Genomic DNA, 18,991 nt, shown 5'->3' with positions numbered 1-18,991 from the left:
GCAATGATGATGAAGCAATACCTGCAAGTGACCAAGCCGGGCATCATCTTCGGTAACCTCATCTCGGTTATCGGAGGGTTCCTGCTGGCCTCCAAGGGGAGCCTGGATGTGCCCCTCTTCATCCTGACCATGGCTGGTGTATCACTGGTGGTCGCCTCCGGTTGCGTGTTCAACAACTACATCGACCGGGACATCGACTGCATCATGGAGCGCACCAAGAACCGTGCTCTGGTGAAGGGTCTGATCGCCCCCGGCGTATCGCTCTGGTACGCCACCGCGCTCGGCATTGCGGGCATTGCACTGCTCTACTTTGCGGCCAATCCGTTGGCCGCCTTGCTGGCGGTGCTGGGCTTCATTGTCTATGTGGGGGTCTACAGCCTCTACATGAAGCGTCACTCGGTCTACGGCACCCTGGTCGGCAGCCTCTCCGGCGCCGCGCCGCCGGTCATCGGCTACTGCGCGGTGAGCGGTCAGTTCGACTCAGGCGCGCTGATCCTGCTGGCGATCTTCAGCCTGTGGCAGATGCCGCACTCCTACGCGATCGCCATCTTCCGCTTCAAGGATTACCAGGCGGCCAACATCCCGGTGTTGCCGGTGGTGAAGGGGATATCGGTGGCCAAACACCACATCACCCTCTACATCCTGGCCTTCATGGTGCCAACCCTGATGCTATTCCTCGGTGGCTACGCCGGTTACAAGTATCTGGTGGTGGCCACCGCGGTCAGCGTCTGGTGGCTGGGGATGGCGCTGTCTGGCTACAAGGCTGCGGTGGATGACTCCCTCTGGGCGCGCAAGCTGTTCATGTTCTCCATCGTCACCATCACCTGCCTGAGCGTAATGATGTCGGTGGACTTCCAACCGGAGGCAGAGCCTGCGGTACTGGTGAGCATGCTGCCCTGAGTGGCCTTCCTGTCATGCTCAGTGTTGTGATGCGACGCGGGAAAATCAGTAGAATCCAGAGCCGGGAACCTTCCCGGCTCTGTTATTATGGGGCCGCCCCGTCGGGCACTTTTCCCCTCTGTCGGGTGTGGCATGGCATCTGTCGGCCACCCCTTGAGTCTTCCTTTTCCCTGATCTATCGAGGCCATCATGAATGATTTCACCATGACGAGGGGCGAGCGCCGTGCCACCTGGGCGCTCGGCTCCGTCTTCTCGTTGCGCATGCTCGGCATGTTTATGGTGTTGCCGGTGCTGACCACCTACGGCATGTCGCTGGCGGGTGCCTCCGAGGCGCTCATCGGCCTGGCCATCGGCATCTACGGCATGACCCAGGCGCTGTTCCAGATCCCGTTCGGCCTGCTCTCCGACAAGGTGGGCCGCAAGCCTCTCATCGTCGGCGGCCTGCTGATGTTTGCCCTCGGCAGCGTGATCGCGGCGTTGACCCACTCCATCTGGGGCGTGATCCTCGGTCGCGCCCTGCAGGGCAGCGGCGCCATCTCGGCTGCCGTGATGGCGCTCTTGTCGGATCTCACCCGCGAGCAGAACCGCACCAAGGCGATGGCCTTCATCGGGGTGAGCTTTGGCATCACCTTCGCCATCGCCATGGTGACCGGCCCCCTCATCACCCATGCGCTGGGGCTCAGTGGTCTCTTCTGGCTGATCGCCCTGCTGGCGCTGGCGGGCATCGCCGTCACCCTCTGGCTGGTGCCGACCCCGAGCGGTCATCTGCTCAATCGCGAGTCCGGCATGGTGAAGGGGGGGATGCGTACCGTGCTGACCAACCCGCGCCTGCTCAAGCTCAACTTCGGCATCCTCTGCGTGCACACCCTGCTGATGTCGAGCTTCGTGGCGCTGCCGCCGCTGCTGGAGCGCGCCGGCCTGCCCCGTGACAGCCAGTGGCAGGCTTATCTGGTCACCATGCTGATCGCCTTCGTCAGCGTGGTGCCGTTCATCATCTATGCCGAGAAGCGCAGAAAGATGAAGCGGGTGTTCCAGATTTGCGTGCTGGTGATGCTCATCGCCGAGCTGGTGCTCTGGCAAAGCGGCCTGCAGCTGTGGGGCCTGCTCGCCGGCCTGCAGATCTTCTTCATCGGTTTCAACGTGATGGAGGCGCTGCTGCCGTCCCTTATCAGCAAGGAGTCGCCCCCCGGTTACAAGGGCACCGCCATGGGGATCTACTCCACCAGCCAGTTCATCGGGGTGGCCATCGGCGGCAGCCTCGGCGGCCTGCTCTACAGCCTGGGTGGCGGCGCCCTGGTGTTTGGCGGCTGCGCCGCGCTGGCGCTGGTCTGGCTTGGGGTCAGCCTCACCATGGCCGAGCCCCCCTACGTGAGCAGCCTGCGCATCGTGCTGCCGGAAGGGGTGGAGGCTGACGCGGCGCTCGAGCAGAAGATCCGCGCCTGCGAGGGGGTGAGCGACGTACTACTGGCCGCTGCCGAGCGCTCCGTCTATGTGAAGGTGGACAGCAAGCGCCTGAGCCGGCGCGATCTGGAGTCGCTGGTCGCCGCCTGAGGGCGCCTGCCTGCATGAAAAAGCCCGCCAATCCGGCGGGCTTTTTATTGGGCTCCATTCAGCTGGATTGTGCCCAGCTGGGCTGTGCGCTCAGTCGGCCAGGCAACGCTGCTCGGCGGGCAGGCTCGCGGTATCCCCCAACAGCAGGGTGCTGAGGGCCGCCCGGGCGCAGCGGGAGCTGTTCAACTGACCATGCTGGTTGCTCTGCGTCACCTGCACCAGGCGCGCGGCGCTGCCAAAGGCGGCCTGCATCTGGCGGGCGCCGGCGAAGGGGGTATTGGGGTCGTACTCGGCGCCGAGCACCAGGGCCTTGGCATCATCCGGCAGCTTTATCTCGCCGGCGCCGTAGCTGGCGATGGGCTGGCGCGGATAAGGCCAGTCGGCGCAGGTGTTGAAGCTTTTGGCCAGCAGCAGGGCACCGGCCCCCTGGAAGGCGGCATCTTCCGGATCCAGCCCCTGCCAGCCATAGGGCTCGCTGTTGTCGGTGCAGTGGATGGCGCTGAAGAAGGGCATCTCCTGCAGTTCCTGATAGGGGTTGTCATCGTCCTGCCCGGCGAGGCGGGCCAGCAGGGGGCCGGCGTCGTCCTGCTGCCAGAAAGCGAGCTGATCGGCGCGCTGGCTGCCGCTGATGGCATCGCCCAGCACCGCCACCCAGCTGGCGCGGTCGAGCACATTGCCCTGATTGTCCACATAGCGGCCGTTGTCGCGTACCTGCCGGGTCACCGCCATGCTGCGCTGCAGCGCCTGATCCCCGAAGCGCCAGGCCAGGATGCGGTTGGCATTCTCGGCATCGCGGCGAAAGATGGCTGGGTAGCGGCTCTCGGCGGGAGACATCGGCGAGTCGACCACCAGATTGGCCACGTGGCTCGGGTAGCGGGCGGCATAGAGGGCGGCCAGACGAGTGCCGTAGGAGAAGGTGATGGGGGTGATCCGCTCGCGCCCCAGATGCTGGCGCAGGCGCTCCATGTCCTCGACCACGGCCCGCGAGCCCAGGTGCGGCGCATGCAGCCGCAACGGCTCGTCGCAGCGCTCGCGCAGGGTGGTGCCGAAGGCCTTGCCCTGATCCGCCCCGCTCTCGAGTGCCGGCAGGGCGCCCTTGTCCCGGCTGGCAAAGAGCTGGGCGAGCTGCGCCGGGGTCATGTCTGGCCGCACCCCCTGCTTGTCGGTCAGCAGGCAGCTGCGCAGCTCGTGGCCGAGGGCGCTGTAACCAGCCCCGCGGGGATCCAGGGTGACGATGTCGTAGTGCTCAAGGATGGCGGGGTTGGCGCTGCGCAGCAGGTCGAGCAGGAGGCCAAGATCCGGGGTGGCCGAGGTGGGGCCGCCCGGGTTGTAGAACAGGGTGCCGCGATAGTCGCCGCTGGCGCGATAGTGCAGATAGAAGATATCCAGGGTGTCGCCCTTGACCGTGCGGGTCTGCTGCTTGATCTGGGTGCGGCTGGGCTGGTTCGACCAGGAGGAGAAACGGCTGCTGTCGCCGGAGAAAAAGCCACTGCTGGAGCGCGAGGTGGAGCTTTTCTCCCACTTGCTCTCCTTGATCTGGACCCACTCCTTGTCGTAATCGAGCGGCACCGTCAGATAGTGGCAACTGACCTGACTGGCGGGAATGGCGATGCCGTCCTCCTGCCAGCCCCGGCGCAGCTGTTGGCAAACCTGGCCGGCGTCATAGCCGGCGCGAATATGGCGGGCCTGGAAGGGCTCATCTTTCTTTTCCAGATTGCAGCCTGCCAGCAATGCCGGTGCCAGCAGGGTCATGAGCAGCGTGTATTTCATTGTCTATTTCCATTTATCTAGCCTGAACCCAGAAATAGTACGGGGAGGGGCCGACCGGATGGCAGCCGGAAGTTGTATGGAAATATTGCAAGGTGTGTCGATTTACATATTTCTGGTGATATTTGGCGGCCTCATTGATCTATTTGAAAATAATGACCGGTAATGTGCACCGTTATTTTATGCGGGATCAATAACAGCGACGCAACCGGTCGGTGCTGGGCAGATGTTGGCGTTACGCGGGCGCGCGCCAGAACGGCTTGTCCCCCAGCACGGTGGCCCTGTGCATCACTCGCCGGGCCGGCAGATAGTCGGCGTTGGCGTAATGCTGGGTGACCCGGTTGTCCCAGATGGCGATGTCGTGCTCCCGCCAGCGCCAGCGCACCTGATACTCGGGCTTGGTGACATGGCGAAACAGGAAGGCGAGCAGCGCTTCGCTCTCTTGTGCCGGCAACTCGGGCAGGCGGGTGGTGAAGCCCTCATTGACGAACAGTGCCTGCCGGCCGCTCAAGGGGTGGGTGCGAACCACAGGGTGGCGCAGCGGCGGGTTGCGGGCCGCCGCCTCCTGCCAGCGCTGGTATTCGGCCGGGCTGGCGTTGTGACGATGGGCCGGGAACGACTTGGTGAAGTCGTGCTCGGCCTCCAGCCCTGCCAGCAACTGCTGCAGGCGGGGGGAGAGCCCCTCGAAGGCGGCGATGCCGCTGGCCCACAGGGTATCGCCCCCCACCGGCGGCAGCTGCTTGGCGGCCAGAATGGCCAGCGCCGGCGGCGTCTCGATGAAGGTGACGTCGGTGTGCCAGTTGTCGTTGTCCGGTGGGTTGTCGTCGTGGGTGTCGAGCACGATGATCTCCTCGGCCTCCGGCGCGTGGGGATAGACAGGGTGAATGTGCAGATCGCCGAAGCGGTTGGCCAGCGCCCGCTGCTGGCGGGGGTTGATGGGCTGATCCCGAAAGAACAGCACCTGATGGGTCAGCAGGGCTTGCTGCAACTGCGCGAACTGGCCCTCATCGAGCGGCCCGGCCAGGCTGATGCCGCTGATCTCGGCGCCGATGTGGGGGCCGAGGGGGGTGATATACAGGGAATTGCTCATAGTCCTTCTCCATGCCACGGCGTCAGGCGACGCTGCAGCGCACGTAAACCAAGTTCCAGAGTGAAGGCGATCAGGGCGATCACCAGAATGCCCGCCAGCACCACGTCGGTGGCGAGAAACTCGCCGGCGGCTTGCACCATGAAGCCCACACCGCGGGTGGCGGCGATGAGCTCGGCCGCCACCAGGGTGGACCAGCCGACCCCGAGCCCGATACGCAGCCCGGTGAGCATGTCCGGCAGGGCGCCGGGCACGATGACATACCAGAGCACCTGCCAGCGGTTGGCGCCGAGCGCCCGGGCGGCCCGCAGCCGCACCTGCCTGGCGCCCTGCACCCCCGCCAGGGTGGCCATGGCGACCGGCGCGAAGATGGCCAGATAGATGAGCAGTACCTTCGATGTCTCGCCGATGCCGAACCAGATCACCATCAGCGGCAGGTAGGCAAGGGGGGGCACCGGTCGGTAGAGCTCGATCAGCGGGTCGAGCATGCCGCGCAGGGTGGGGCTGAGCCCCATGGCCAGACCCACCGTCACGCCGCACAGGGTGGCTGCCGCGAGGGCGATGAGGATGCGCTGCAAACTGGCGGCGAGGTGTTGCCAGAGGGTGGCGTCCATGAAGCCCTGCGGCCCGGCGAGGGTGAGCAGCTGTTGCAGCACCTGGGCGGGTGGCGGCAGGAACAGCGGGCTTATCAGCTCGAGCCTGGCCACCAGCCACCAGAGCGCCAGCAGGGCACCCAGAGTCAGCAGACTTATCCCAAGCCGGCGTGGCAGCGGCCAGCGCAGGCGTATCCGGCGGGCAGGGTCGAGCGGGCGGGAGAGGGTTAGGCTCATACAAACACCTCCCGCTCGGCAAAGACCCGCTCCAGCACATACTCGCGCCGGGCGATGAAGGCGGGATCCGACTTGATGCTACGGCAGGGCTCGCCGGCGGCGAAGCGGCGGCCAAAATCCAGGGTGAGCCGCTCCATGACTCTCCCAGGCGCCGGGGAGAGCAGCACCAGCTCGGTGGCCATGAACACCGCCTCCTCGATATCGTGGGTGATGAGCAGCACCTGCCGGCGCTGCTCGTGCCACAGGCGCAGCAGCAGGGTCTGCATCTGCTCGCGGGTAAAGGCGTCGAGGGCGCCGAAGGGTTCGTCGAGCAGTAGCAGTTGCGGCTGGGTGGCCAGCGCCCGGGCGATGCCGACCCGCTGGCGTTGGCCGCCGGAGAGCTGCCAGACCGGCTTGGCGTGGGCTTCTTCCAGCCCCACCTTGCGCAGCATGGCCAGCGCGCTGGCCTCGCGTTCGCGGCGCGGCACGCCGGCCAGCTGCAGGCCGAAGGCGACGTTGTCCAGCACGTTGCGCCAGGGCAGCAGCCCCTCGTTCTGAAAAACCACCCCCCGCTCGGCGCCGGGGCCGCGCACCGGCCGCCCCTGCAGGCTGATGGTGCCCTGCTGGGCGCTCTGAAAACCGGCGATGAGGTTGAGCAAGGTGGTCTTGCCGCAGCCGGAGGGGCCGAGCACCACCATCAGCTCGCCCGCATCCAGGGTCAGGTTGATGTTGTCGAGGACTCTGCGCCCGGCGTAATCGGCGCAAAGGTGGGTGAGCTGCAGCATGCATGCCTCCTTGTTTTGCGGGGTTAGCGGGCGTGAGCCTTGACGAAGCGGTCGGTCACGTAGTCGCGATAATCGCTGCCGGCGCTCTGTACCTTGCCTTGCTCCTTGAGAAAGCGGCTGGTGTCCACCAGGGTCTGGTTCACCAGATCCCCCAGCTCGGCACCCTGCTGGCTGGCGCTCAGGTAGGTGTTGCCCCTGACCAGCGCGGGCACATCGCTGGCCGGTACACCGCTCAGGCTGGCCAGCTTGGCGAGGTTGTCCGGCTTGGCGAGCCAGCCGTCGGGGTTGGCCAGGTAGTCGCGCTGGGCCGCCAGGGTGCTGTCGACGAAGGCCTGCACCAGATCGGGATGGGCCTTGGCGAACGCCTTGCGCACTACCCAGACATCCAGGGTGGGGGCTCCCCACTCGCCCACCTGGGCCGAGTCGGTCAGCACCTTGCCGCCCTTGGTCAGCTCGTTGAGGGCCGGTGCCCAGGCATAGGCGCCATCGATGTCGCCCCGCTGCCAGGCGGCGATGATGGCCGGTGGCTGCAAGTTGACGATCTGCAGGCTGGCCGGATCCACTCCCCAGTGCCGCAGCGCGGCCAGCAGGCTGTAGTGGGTGGTGGAGGTAAAGGGGACGGCGATGCGCTTGCCGGCCAGGGCCGCAGGGGAGTTGAGCCCGGGCTTGACCACCAGCGCTTCCGAGTTGCCGAGCTTGGAGGCGAGCAGGAACACCTCGATGGGCACCTGCTGGTTGACGGCCACCGCCAGCGGGCTGGAGCCTATGTTGCCGATCTGCACGTCGCCGGAGGCGAGCGCCCGCACCACGCTGGCGCCGCTGTCGAACTTGAGCCACTTCACCGTGGCGCCGCTGGTGCGGGCAAAGGTGTCGTCGGCCTGAGCCACCTTGGCCGGTTCGGCAGAGGTCTGGTAGGCCACAGTAACGTCCACGGCCCTGGCTTGCAGGCTGAGCAGGGTGAGCGCCGCCAGCCAGAGGGAATGTCCTTTTCCTGTCATGATATTGCTCCATCGGGGGAATGAAGCGGCAGTTTTCCCATTTATCGGGAGATTGAGAAAAGACCGAAAATATATGGCTGATGAAATATGGTTCTTAGAAAAAGAACGGCAATTAAATCCGTTTATTCATATATCTCAATATGGCAAGTCGATATTTTGTGGCTGGCAATGAGTGCTGAAAAAATGCTGAAAATATCGGCAAGCCATATTCAGATATGGCAATGCTTGCCCATTTATTGAATATCGAACCGGCTGGCTGGGCGGATAAAATAAAACCCGCCGGTTGGGCGGGTTGGCTTGGGTCAGGTGATGCCGGTGCTGCAAGGAACGCGCTGGCAACGGGCCGGGTGAGCGTGGAGAGCCTGGGCTCAGCGCTCCAGCAGGGGGGCGGAGCGGTAGCTCCAGAGCCCGTAGGTGCGCAGGGCATCGCGGTAGATGCCGAGCAGCTCGCTGTCGCTCACTTTGGCAAGCTCGGAGAGCGGCTTGTCGGGGTAGCTGACGCTGTCTATCCGGATCCCGGCCGGCCCGCTCTGCCAGCAGGCGATCTCCAGCAATGTCTGGCCCCGGCGCACATGGCTGGCGGAGCTCACCAGGGTGGCGTACTCAATCTGGTGGCGGGCGAGGGCATAGCCGCTGTAGAGGGCGTTCTCCACCGTGCTGGTGGCATAGTTCTCCTCGATGATGCGGGAGCGGTCGATCCCCTTTTTCACCAGCCAGTCCGCCATCAGCTTGCCCTCGGTCTGACGGTTCTGGGGCACGCCGCCGGTCAGAATGATGAGGGTCGCCGGGTTGGCCTTGGCCAGCGCCCGGGTGGTTTCCAGCCGGCCCAGCAGGATGTCGTGCATGGAGCCGTCGGGATTGAGAGCATAACCCAGGGTGACGATGGCCCGGTTGCCCGGCTTGGGTGAGCGCTCACCCTGCTCCTTGAGCGGGGTGGCGATGACGCGCTCGACCGTGTCGAAGATGCGCTGCAGATCGGCGGCCCGGCCGGGATTGAGGGTCGCCAGCTTGCTCTGATACCCCTTGGCGGCGGTCTCGTTGTGCTTGAAGGTCTGCCAGGTGGCGAGGTAGGTCAGCAGGTCGATGTCATCGGGCGCCGTGCTGAGGGCCTGCTCGAACAGGCCGATGGCCTTGTCCACGTTGCCGTTGTAGATCTGGGCGTTGGCCGCCGAGATGAGCAGGTCGGTGCGATAGGGCTCGAGCTGGTAGGCCTCTAGCAGCAGCTCGGTGACCTGCTCCATGTTGCTCGGCATCTTGGCGGTGAAGCCGGCGGTGGAGATGCGGGCGGGGGATTTGAAGATCTGCCAGGCGTCCGCCAGCAGCTGATCCACCACCTGGCGCTTGCTGATGTACTGGTCGTAATTCTGCTCCTTTTGCAGGGAGCGTACCGGGGTAGCCCAGGCTTCGGAAGGGAGCACGGCAGGCAATGTCAGCAGGCCGGCCAGCGTCAGGGCAATCGCGGTTCTTTTCATCATGATGGCGTTCCACCGAAGGTTGATGGCTCCAGGCCATTCCAGGACCATGGGGCTTTTTCAATAAAAACATAAACTTGGTGATTGGTCAGTGTACCGCGTCGTGGCGTGAAAAAACGTGAACCGCTTCGGTTATCCGGGGAAGGGGGTGGTGTTTGCCCTATTCGGGGGGAGCGAGGTGTGGTTTTCCTGTGAAGTGGCTCAGTTGTGGCGCAATCCTGCCGCGTTTTCGGCGAAAGGGGCCATGACTGTGAAAAAGTTGACGGTGCCAATCGTTTTACCGCTTTTTCTGTGACGGCGATCACTGTACCATCGCCGCCCGACCTGCCACCTGGCGCGCGGCTCCCTGCGTTCTGGTTGGCGTCACCCGATACTCGCCGTCACCCGGAACGTGAATGACCCCAGGATGGGACCCGCCACTAACCTGTAGGTTTGTGGTCTGCGTGTCGCGGGGTCGGCACCTCTCCCGCCCGCTCCCTGCGATGCCTGTCTGCAGACTTGCCGTATGAAACTTCTCTCTTCATAGGTGCAAGATGACGCTGTTATTGAGTCTGGTCGGTATGCTGGCCCTGATGTTTATCGCCTGGCTGGCCAGTGAAAACCGCCGTGCCATCCGCTGGCGGACCGTGCTGGGGGCCCTCGCCCTGCAAACCGGCTTTGCCGCCCTGGTGCTCTACTTCCCCCCCGGTCAAATCATGCTCGGCGCCATGAGCAACGGCGTCTCCGCCCTGCTCGGCTTTGCCGACAGCGGCATCCGCTTCGTGTTTGGCGATCTGGCCAGCAACGGCTTCATCTTCGCCGTGCGGGTGCTGCCGCTGGTGATCTTCATCAGCGCGCTGATCGCGGTGCTCTATCACTTCGGCATCATGCAGTGGGTGATCCGGGTGTTGGGAGGCGGCATTCACCGCCTGCTCGGCACCAGCCGCGCCGAATCCCTGGTGGCCACCGGCAACATCTTCCTCTCCCAGGGGGAGTCGCCGCTGCTGATCCGCCCCTTCCTGGCCGGCATGACCCGCTCCGAGCTCTTTGCGGTGATGACCTGCGGCATGGCCTCGGTAGCCGGCTCTGTGCTCGGTGGCTACGCCGGGCTCGGTGTGGATCTGAAATACCTCATCGCTGCCTCCTTCATGGCGGCGCCGGGGGGCCTGCTGATGGCCAAACTGCTGGTGCCGGAGCAGCAGCAGGTGAACGAGCAGGCCGAGATCACCCTCGACAAGAGCGACTACAGCAATGCCATCGACGCCCTGGCGGGTGGCGCCATGAGCGGCATGAAGATCGCGGTGGCCATCGGCACCATATTGCTGGCCTTTGTCAGCGTCATCACTATGATCAACGCCGGTCTCACCACGGTGGGCGAGTGGTTCGGCTGGGCCGATCTCTCCCTGCAGCAGCTGCTGGGTTACCTGTTTGCCCCGGTGGCCTGGCTCATCGGCGTGCCGGCCAGCGAGATGATGGCGGCAGGATCCTTGATCGGTCAGAAGGTGATCATGAACGAGTTCGTCGCCTACCTGGACTTTGCCAACATCAAGCAGGATCTGAGCGCCCACACCCAGATCATCATCACCTTCGCGCTGTGTGGTTTTGCCAACCTGGGCTCCATTGCGGTGCAGCTTGGCTCCATCGGCACCATGGCGCCGGAGCGCCGCCACGACGTGGCGAGCCTCGGCTTCAAGGCGGTGCTGGCGGCAACCCTGGCCAACCTGATGAGCGCCACCCTGGCGGGGCTGTTCGCCTCCCTCGGCTAAGCGACCCTGCCCCCATGCACACCCCGTCTCGCCACTGGCGCGGCGGGGTGTCGTCCATCTGGCGCCAACCACTGACGCCTCGGCACGGCGTGGGCTCGACAGGGGCGGGCGCAGGCGGTAGCGTGATGGCGCGCGGCCAGTCCGCGCCCGTTCAGGCATTCATATAACAAGGAATCACACCATGACCCGTCTCTCTCGCGCATTGGCGCTCTCCCTGCTGCTGGTCGGCGCCACGCCGGCGTTTGCCGCCGCCACCTATACCTCGGATCTGCTGCTGTCGGCGGACTTCAAGGCCCCCTGGGCCAAGGCGACCCAGGGCATCAAGAACCTGCCCAAGTGGGTGCGCAGCGGCAACGGTACCAGCTCCCCGCTCGAAGCCGTGGCCGGCACCCCCTATCAGAGCGGTTCGGTCTGCAAGCCCCACGACTGCGCCAGCCACTACATGCAGCTGCTGGTGGATGCCAAGGCCAAGCGGGTGTGGGGTGTGCTGATCGACCTGCCAGATAGCGACGTCGCCCGCGAAACCCCGTCCAAGTTTGCCCGCTACACCTGGCTCGGCCAGCCGGACAAGGGGATGCAGGCCGCCCTGATGAAGCAGGTTGAGGCCGATCCCAACTGGCAGTAAGCATCGAAAAGCAAAAACCTCTGCCCAGGCAGAGGTTTTTTTATGGCGAAGGAGTGGTGGGGCTGGGCGCTAGCGGCTCAGGATCCGCACCGAGCGGATGCGATTGTTGAAGTCGGTCTCCTCGAAGAAACGTACCACCCAGCCAGCCGGCACGGTGAAGGAGGAGATGCGGTCGGCAAAGCCGTAGCGGCCGAGATCCGCAATGTCCCGGTCGATGCGCAGGGAGTCGCCGCTCTGGTGGGCACCGTCAAACACCAGCAGGGTGCTGGCATCGTCGCTCTCATCGAGTGTGGTGGTGATGCAGCTTGCCTTGGCCGCCTCGCAGAACAGGCTGTTGTTGCCTTGGTCCTGCTGGCAGCGGCGGCTCACCTTCTGGCGCGCCAGCCACTCGCTGCGCCCCGCATTGGCATAGACGCTGTTGAAGGGGGTCAGGGTACAGATGTGGATGAGCCCGCCACCCTGGCTCTGGCCGTTCACCACGATCTGGGGATTGATAAGGATATCGGCGCGGACCGCTGTGCTCAGGGTCAACAGCGCCAGCAGGACAAACAGCTTGTTCATGGATGAGATCTTGCCAGTTCAAGGGGCGGCAAGGATTGCCGAGACGCAGGCCCGACGCAAGAGAGAGCGGCGCCCGCTGCGACACTCCTTGCCCGCCATCGATGCAAAGATGCAGGGCCCAAAGAAGAACACCGGCACAAGGCCGGTGTTCTGAACAGCATGGCGGCGGGCCCGGCGGGGCGCGCGGTCAGGGTGGCTTAGGCGTAGAAGGCCTCGACGGTGCCCTTGACGGTGATCAGCATGGCATTGCCGTAGCGATCCTTGGCCTTGGGGGAGGGGATCTTCACCCAGCCTTCGCTGATGCAGTACTCCTCGACATTGGTGCGCTCCTTGCCGTTCACGCGAATGCCGATCTCGTGCTGGAAGCACTCCGCCACATGGTGCGGGCTGCGCGGGTTGGCCGCCAGACGGTCGGGCAGGGCAGGTTTGTTGTCGCTCATTATATTTACCTGAGTGTGATAAAAAGTGGGTCATTGTAGGCAATGCCCGTCATGGGCTCAAGGCTGGGTTGCGTCACCACTAGGTGAGCAAGGTCCGGCTATAGCTGCTGCCCGGGCAGCAGCTATAGCCGGCTCCATAAGACGGGGGGCATGTTTTTACTGGTTTTCAGGTAGTTTTGGAACCAAAGCCAATATCAAGGTTGTAACAGGACCTAAAAACAATGAAATGAAAAACCAGACTAAACCGCTACGATTCTTTCCTTAGGCGAGGACAGCATTGATTAACATCAATGTTCCCCACCCAACAACAAACTGTTTGCCTACCTCAATATGCTCTGGGTTCACAATAATTTCCTTTTCATTTGTTCTGGTAATATTTGGTTAAAGAACGGGGGAGAAACAATCGAAAAAAGCCATATGAAATATCACCCTGTTCGCTCAAATGCTCAGCGGTGCAATCAGAAATATGGGGGCCTGATCTTTTGTACCGCTAAGCTAACGTATAGTAAAATCCCAAACATTACGAGTCTATCTTGAATGCTGTGTTATGAGTGCTAGCCAATTCAGCAGACTGAATTGTTGTGGAAATCAGCTTTTCAAACAGTTCTAATTGTCCTGCTGGAATTAACTGGTTTTGTATGGTTTTTCGAGTGTTTGAGTCAAACAACCTTTCTGCTAACCAACCAACTAGGTACATTACTGAAAGACAGCCACCGGCAGTAGCGATATTACCTTCGATAACGAGAGGTAGATCCTGAACGTCCCCTCCCATGCTTTCGAGTGCAGCCTTAGCGTGCGGATTTGTCGTTAACTTCTTCCCGTTCAGCAAACCAAGTTCGTGTAAAATAAAAGACCCTGCGCATATAGAACCGATTAGTTGCTTTTTAGGGTCAAGTTTTAATGTAGACATGAAATTTTTGTCTTTCAGTGCAGCTGGGATCCCTCGGTAACCACTAGTGATCAAAACAACATCTTGCTTATTAACATCAGATATATGGCCTTGAGTCTTCACTGAAATTCCGAGTTGCGAGTTATGTCTTGCCTTCGTACCTAATATTTTTACATCCCAACAATCAGTTGTTCGACCAAGTAAGTCATACATAAGAAAGAAATCTACATCTGTAAAGTCATCAAACAAAATAATGCCTATTTTATACATACTATTTGGCCCTTTATTGCAGTGCTAAAATGATGCATCATGTATGCTCGAGGGACTGAGAATACATCACTTATTAAATACAATAGTTATAACCACCACAGCTCAGTGGAACTGGAAGCGCTAGGTGTTGGCAGTCCACAAATTGAAGCTATTCATGCCAAGTTAGCAGAGTGGTAATTCTACTACAACTGGGACAGACCACACAGTACCCATGGTGGGAAAGGTCCCATGGAGTATTTTTTAGATTTGATCCACTAAATTCCATTCGCCGATAAACTGTATAGCAGCTATGCCACAGAAAGAGAACCAATTCACGACTCCAATCACAGATTGGATTTGCAGATTAGTAAATTGCAACGATCTCTATGAATAGCATACACCCAAAATGAGACTGTAATCCGCTTTCAGAACATTAGTTATCATATATACAGTAAATGCACTCGAACCTCCCTAACACTAAATAATCTCGGTGAATAATTCAATTTATCATTTAACTCACCGTAGCGGACTTTAAACAGTACCAGATAATCTTAGGTATTTCCACCTAAAACTGTTGCAACATGAAACTCTGGGGCTTCATGCCGGCCAAAACCATACTCGTTAATGCTATCGAATTCCCATAATATAGCAATGGCTGTTCAGTAATGACCAATACCCGCCTATTGGATAACGACTTTTTGGATAATGTATCCCATTGTGCTTGAGTGACAATCTGACCTGGGATTAACTCCACATTACTGATTGCCATTTTGCCAAGGAAGTTAAACTGATCCTGTCACTCGGGTGCCAACCCGTTATATCCTACATTCTCGATGGTTTCTAATACCATGGTTTTTTATGATTGTGACAGTCCTTGTATACGAGTTTCAACTAGCCGTAATAAATGCGGGTTTTGGCTACTAATCATATAAGGCTCAACCATCTTTATACTTTCAACCCCTTGAAGCTGATAAGCGGTCTCATAGTTCTCACACATATGGGCATCAAACTTAAGTGCAGGCATAGTTTGTCCAAGGTTAAGTATCTGCTCCTCGGCGACATAATAGACATGACCTTTCAGTACTCCCGAAAGACGGTACGGCTCCAAAAAAGAAAAATAATCTTCCATCTCGAGGTAAGTAGGATTATAACTCCTTCAATTCACTACAATATGAGTTGCGAAATAAATTTAATGGGAACATAAAAGGATTGTGCTGCCTCATCTCAATGATAATTCTCTTCAGCCAAATCTTCCCGCTAATAGTTTGAAATATACTCATGCTCGAGTTCTTAGATGTATACATCAAGCATTTCCTCTCGCTAGGCCAAGGTAGCTGGATAATTCATACCCACCGGAAAATCTGGTAATCTACCTAACAGGCTGTTGCCTAACTGGGATAGCCTTCGATTGCACAGGATAGAGATCGACGCTGCTGAGAATAAATGCGGATAGGGCGTGAGCAATGTTTTGGTTTTTAAACTGCGCCGGCTTTAGTTGTTGTCGATGGATCATGGATTTTCTGCTATAGATATAGTCATGCTTACCTCACTATTTCAAATTTAATATTTGAAATAGTGAGGTGATGTTAACAATAAATAACTGACAAGTTGTCTATTATTATGTCGTATAGGCTTCAATGTCGTTCACATATTTTTGAAAAAGACACCGAGTTGAGGTCGGTGTCAGGCAGCAATTAGAATTATATAGCAGGGTTCTTGTAAGACCTACAATGAAGGATGGTTCATTTCTGAAATATCCCACTCGAAGTAATTACAGCGTTTTAGTTCGGCTATGCCATATAATCTCCCTATAATTCGAGATGGGCCTTGAATTGAATATTCGGATGTGTAGAAAAGATATATAGCCAATAGATAGTCATTGATCAGATCATCCATCGAAGAAAATTGCTGATTTACATGATAAAATAGGCTTTTCTTCAGTTCATTCCATTCTTGCATCGTTAAAAAACCGCAAGCAATGCCACTCCTCATCAGCATGGCTGCGCGCTGTAAATTAAATGCAGCTGAAATATTAACCGATTTTTGAGCGGGTAATAGTTCTATACCACAACGCTTGGCCAGTACTGACAGGTGGTCAAGTTGTGAGGTGTAGAGTGTTGAGTCTTCACGACCAAAATTTCTTGGGTCAAGGAGTTCAATCAATGTATTTTCAAGGTTTTTTTTGTTATCTATGCCATAACTGACATCCAAGGTGATCTTCTGCGAATCGATCATCTCTGGATTATGGGTGTCGCATTCTTCGATGCTGTTGATATAGTTTTTACCCGATTTGTTCCCATTGCCGACATCCGAAATTGAATATAAGCTACCCAGCTTAACTAGCAATACATCAATTTCATCTTTGCAGGGATGTACTATGTTGTGGTTGATGCCTGCTTTAATGTCGTTGTTATCTGCCTTGGTCTTTGAGATCGCACGCTGCTTTAAAATTGTTCGCCCAAGGGAAAATACACCAAGAAATATAACAAAGCCAACGAATATATTACCAACCCATGCCATGCTCATCACAGCATCATAAATATCTCTGCTTGTATTGGCCTCTAATATACTAGGCATAAAAGTCCAGATAATCATGACCACTGTGATCAGTGCAAAGGTGCGCAGAAGCATTTCAATATCTTTATAGAAAAACTTTATCATTGTCGTATCCCATGACTTTTAGTGTACTGCCTTAGCGATCAAACATTGGCTTATTGATATAAGAGTCTAACCAGAATGTTTATAATGTGTCGCCACTTAGAGTTTGGACTCTTTTGAGGTTCACGATTGAATCGTACTCGATCGAGATCAAAAATGCCAATGAGGCTTTGGAGATGCCCCAAATGGTACGAAAAAACGAGGTTCTTTGCTGCAGCCGTGAACTAGTCACACTCTGTATCGTATAGGCTGGCCTTTTGACTAACTGAAAGGGCAAATATCTGTCATTGCTGTGCGGTATGGGGAGGAAAAAGCATCCCATCAAGAACCTACACTTGGTCTGTCACGCCGAGGGAATGGTCATCATCAGGAACAAGAAAAGGGAGACCATAGGGCTCCCTCGGTACCAATACATATCACAACAAACGGCATTGGATGGCCCCAATGCCCAAATTTCAGCGATTGGTCGCGGCCTTCATCCCTTCCACAAACTCTTTCAGACGAGTGAGCATATGTTCCGGGTTCTGGTGGTGGGTCTCGATGATCTTCACCACGGCGGAGCCGGAGATGGCACCGGCGGCGCCAGCGGCGATGGCCTCACGCACCTGAGCCGGCTCGCTGATGCCAAAGCCGAGCAGGGCGGGAGGGGCGTTGAACTCGCGCAGGGTATTGATCAGCCCTTCCACCGGCATGCCGGCCTTGGTCTCGGCACCGGTCACACCGGCGCGGCTCACCAGATAGGTGTAACCATTGCCAAGCTCCGCCACCTGTTGCAGGGTCTCGGCGTCGCCATTGGGCGGGGCGATAAAGATGCTGTCGATACCGAACTTGTCGGCGGCCGCCTTGTAGGGGGCGCACATCTGCACCGGCACGTCGGCGACCAGCACCGAATCCACGCCCGCCTGCTGGCACTTCTGGTAGAAGCCGTCGATTTTGCGCACATAGACGAGATTCGCGTAGACCAGCAGTCCAATGGGCAGCTGCGGGTACTTGGCGCGGATGCGGCCGAGCAGCTCGAAACAGTCGTCCGGGGTGGTGTGGCTGGCAAACGCCCGCAGGGCGGCGCCCTGGATGGTGGGGCCGTCCGCCACCGGATCGGAGAAGGGAATGCCGAGTTCGAGGGCATCGGCGCCCCCTGCGACCAGCGCATCGACGATGGCCAAGGAGAGTTCGGGGGTGGGGTCACCCAGCATCACGAACGGCACAAAGGCGCCCTGATTGGCTTCGTCCAGACGGGAGAAGAGTTGTGCGTAACGGTTCATGACAAGGTTCCTTCTTTCTCGAAAATGTCGGCCACGGTGAAGATATCTTTGTCGCCACGGCCTGAGAGGTTGACGATGAGCACCTGCTCTTTTTCCGGTTCACTGCGGGCCATCTTGAGGGCGTGGGCCAGCGCGTGGGAGGACTCCAGCGCAGGGATGATGCCTTCGGATTTGGCCAGCTCCTGGAAGGCGTCCAGCGCCTCCTTGTCGGTCACCGAGGGGTACTCGGCGCGGCCGATGGCGGCCAGATGGGCGTGCTGTGGGCCGACGGAGGGGAAGTCCAGCCCCGCCGAGACGGAGTAGGACTCCTGAATTTGGCCCTGATTGTCCTGCATCAGGTAGGAGTGCATGCCAAAGAAGACCCCCTTGCTACCGTGACCGAGCGGCGCACCGTGCTCGCCGCTCTCGATGCCGTGACCACCCGGCTCGACGCCGATGAGGCGCACCGATGGCTCATCGATAAAGTCGGCAAACATGCCGATGGCGTTCGACCCTCCACCGACGCAGGCGATCACCGCGTCGGGCAGTCGCTCCTCCTTCTCGAAGCACTGGGCCTTGGCCTCTTCGCCGATCATCTTCTGGAACTCCCGCACGATAGTGGGGAAGGGGTGCGGGCCTGCGGCGGTGCCGAGCAGGTAGTGGGCCGACTCGTAGTTGGCAGCCCAGTCGCGCAGCGCCTCGTTGCAGGCATCTTTGAGGGTGCTGGAGCCTGAGTGCACCGGAATGACGGTGGCACCCATCAGCTTCATGCGAAAGACGTTCGGTTTCTGGCGCTCGCAATCCTTGGCGCCCATGTAGACCCGGCACTTGAGGCCGAGCAGGGCACAGGCCAGTGCGGTGGCGACGCCGTGCTGGCCAGCACCGGTCTCGGCGATGATCTCGCTCTTGCCCATCCGCTTGGCGAGCAGGGCCTGACCCAGCACCTGGTTGGTCTTGTGGGCGCCCCCGTGCAGCAGATCTTCACGCTTCAGATAGAGGCGGGTCTTGGTGCCCTTGGTCAGATTGCGGGTCAGGGTGAGCGGGGTCGGGCGACCGGCATACTCGGTCAGCAAGGACTGAAACTCGGCGATAAAGGCCGGATCATCCTTGGCATCGACAAAGGCCTTCTCCAGCTGGAGCAGGGCCGGGATGAGGATTTGGGGTACGTACATACCGCCAAATTCACCAAAAAACGGGTTGAGCAGGGTCATGGC

Annotated in this window: 16 protein-coding genes; 4 read left to right on the top strand and 12 right to left on the bottom strand. The window is 59.2% G+C overall.

Going from position 1 to position 18,991, the window contains the following annotated elements:
• The first annotated feature begins 3 nt into the window (after nt 1–3).
• Together cyoE and ACB033_RS05610 are read left to right on the top strand one after the other, a co-directional pair.
• The gene (cyoE, locus tag ACB033_RS05615) at nt 4–900 is read left to right on the top strand and encodes a heme o synthase (protein WP_017765677.1); all 897 of its coding nucleotides are present in this window, start codon (nt 4–6) and stop codon (nt 898–900) included.
• Nucleotides 901–1,089: 189 nt separating this feature from the next.
• A complete protein-coding gene (locus ACB033_RS05610) occupies nt 1,090–2,451 on the top strand; it encodes an MFS transporter (RefSeq protein WP_017765676.1) in 1,362 nt (453 codons plus the stop codon).
• Between the two features lie 90 nt (nt 2,452–2,541).
• On the opposite strand, the gene ACB033_RS05605 is transcribed toward ACB033_RS05610, so the two are convergent.
• The 6 genes from ACB033_RS05605 to ACB033_RS05580 form a co-directional block, all read right to left on the bottom strand.
• Entirely contained in the window at nt 2,542–4,221 is a 1,680-nt protein-coding gene (locus tag ACB033_RS05605; protein ID WP_162519927.1) for an alpha/beta hydrolase, read from the bottom strand.
• A 232-nt stretch (nt 4,222–4,453) separates the two neighbouring features.
• Nucleotides 4,454–5,308 carry a taurine dioxygenase gene (gene tauD / locus ACB033_RS05600; protein ID WP_139725906.1) on the bottom strand — a complete coding sequence of 285 codons (855 nt, stop codon included), beginning with the start codon at nt 5,306–5,308 and terminating at the stop codon, nt 4,454–4,456.
• On the bottom strand, nt 5,305–6,135 hold the full coding sequence (tauC, locus tag ACB033_RS05595; protein ID WP_017765674.1) for a taurine ABC transporter permease TauC: 831 nt from the start codon (nt 6,133–6,135) through the stop codon (nt 5,305–5,307). Before tauC ends, tauD begins: the two co-directional genes overlap by 4 nt.
• On the bottom strand, nt 6,132–6,899 hold the full coding sequence (tauB, locus tag ACB033_RS05590; protein ID WP_139725905.1) for a taurine ABC transporter ATP-binding subunit: 768 nt from the start codon (nt 6,897–6,899) through the stop codon (nt 6,132–6,134). The genes tauC and tauB overlap by 4 nt, the downstream gene beginning before the upstream one ends.
• Nucleotides 6,900–6,922: 23 nt before the next feature.
• Nucleotides 6,923–7,897: a taurine ABC transporter substrate-binding protein gene (gene tauA, locus ACB033_RS05585; RefSeq protein WP_139725904.1), complete on the bottom strand. Its 975-nt coding sequence runs from the start codon at nt 7,895–7,897 to the stop codon at nt 6,923–6,925.
• A 368-nt stretch (nt 7,898–8,265) separates the two neighbouring features.
• Complete coding sequence (locus ACB033_RS05580; RefSeq protein ID WP_193557975.1) at nt 8,266–9,420, bottom strand: YdcF family protein; 1,155 nt, start codon at nt 9,418–9,420, stop codon at nt 8,266–8,268.
• A gap of 482 nt (nt 9,421–9,902) precedes the next feature.
• Here ACB033_RS05580 and ACB033_RS05575 point away from each other — a divergent pair, with 482 nt between their 5' ends.
• The gene (locus ACB033_RS05575; RefSeq protein ID WP_010633406.1) at nt 9,903–11,114 is read left to right on the top strand and encodes a NupC/NupG family nucleoside CNT transporter; all 1,212 of its coding nucleotides are present in this window, start codon (nt 9,903–9,905) and stop codon (nt 11,112–11,114) included.
• Between the two features lie 181 nt (nt 11,115–11,295).
• Nucleotides 11,296–11,739, top strand: a complete 444-nt coding sequence (locus ACB033_RS05570) for an inhibitor of vertebrate lysozyme family protein (protein ID WP_139725903.1) — start codon at nt 11,296–11,298, stop codon at nt 11,737–11,739.
• A 69-nt stretch (nt 11,740–11,808) separates the two neighbouring features.
• On the opposite strand, the gene ACB033_RS05565 is transcribed toward ACB033_RS05570, so the two are convergent.
• The 6 genes from ACB033_RS05565 to trpB all read right to left on the bottom strand — a co-directional run bounded on the left by ACB033_RS05565 (nt 11,809) and on the right by trpB (nt 18,988).
• Nucleotides 11,809–12,300, bottom strand: coding sequence for a hypothetical protein (locus tag ACB033_RS05565; protein WP_371140395.1), 492 nt, complete (start codon nt 12,298–12,300; stop codon nt 11,809–11,811).
• Between the two features lie 197 nt (nt 12,301–12,497).
• Entirely contained in the window at nt 12,498–12,740 is a 243-nt protein-coding gene (locus ACB033_RS05560; protein WP_005332143.1) for a DUF3297 family protein, read from the bottom strand.
• 520 nt (nt 12,741–13,260) lie between these two features.
• The gene (locus ACB033_RS05555) at nt 13,261–13,899 is read right to left on the bottom strand and encodes a DJ-1/PfpI family protein (RefSeq protein WP_106552999.1); all 639 of its coding nucleotides are present in this window, start codon (nt 13,897–13,899) and stop codon (nt 13,261–13,263) included.
• Between the two features lie 1,704 nt (nt 13,900–15,603).
• On the bottom strand, nt 15,604–16,539 hold the full coding sequence (locus ACB033_RS05550; protein WP_139725901.1) for a DUF1266 domain-containing protein: 936 nt from the start codon (nt 16,537–16,539) through the stop codon (nt 15,604–15,606).
• Between the two features lie 452 nt (nt 16,540–16,991).
• The gene (trpA, locus tag ACB033_RS05545; protein ID WP_139725900.1) at nt 16,992–17,798 is read right to left on the bottom strand and encodes a tryptophan synthase subunit alpha; all 807 of its coding nucleotides are present in this window, start codon (nt 17,796–17,798) and stop codon (nt 16,992–16,994) included.
• Nucleotides 17,795–18,988 (bottom strand): tryptophan synthase subunit beta, encoded by a 1,194-nt coding sequence (gene trpB, locus ACB033_RS05540; RefSeq protein ID WP_005347359.1) that lies wholly within the window; start codon nt 18,986–18,988, stop codon nt 17,795–17,797. The genes trpA and trpB overlap by 4 nt, the downstream gene beginning before the upstream one ends.
• Between the last annotated feature and the right edge of the window lie 3 nt (nt 18,989–18,991).

Source organism: Aeromonas sp. S15(2024) (assembly GCF_041402265.1).
Lineage (GTDB): Bacteria > Pseudomonadota > Gammaproteobacteria > Enterobacterales > Aeromonadaceae > Aeromonas > Aeromonas dhakensis.
Note: the sequence above shows the minus strand (reverse complement) of the source record. Positions and strands in the feature narration are given on the sequence as shown.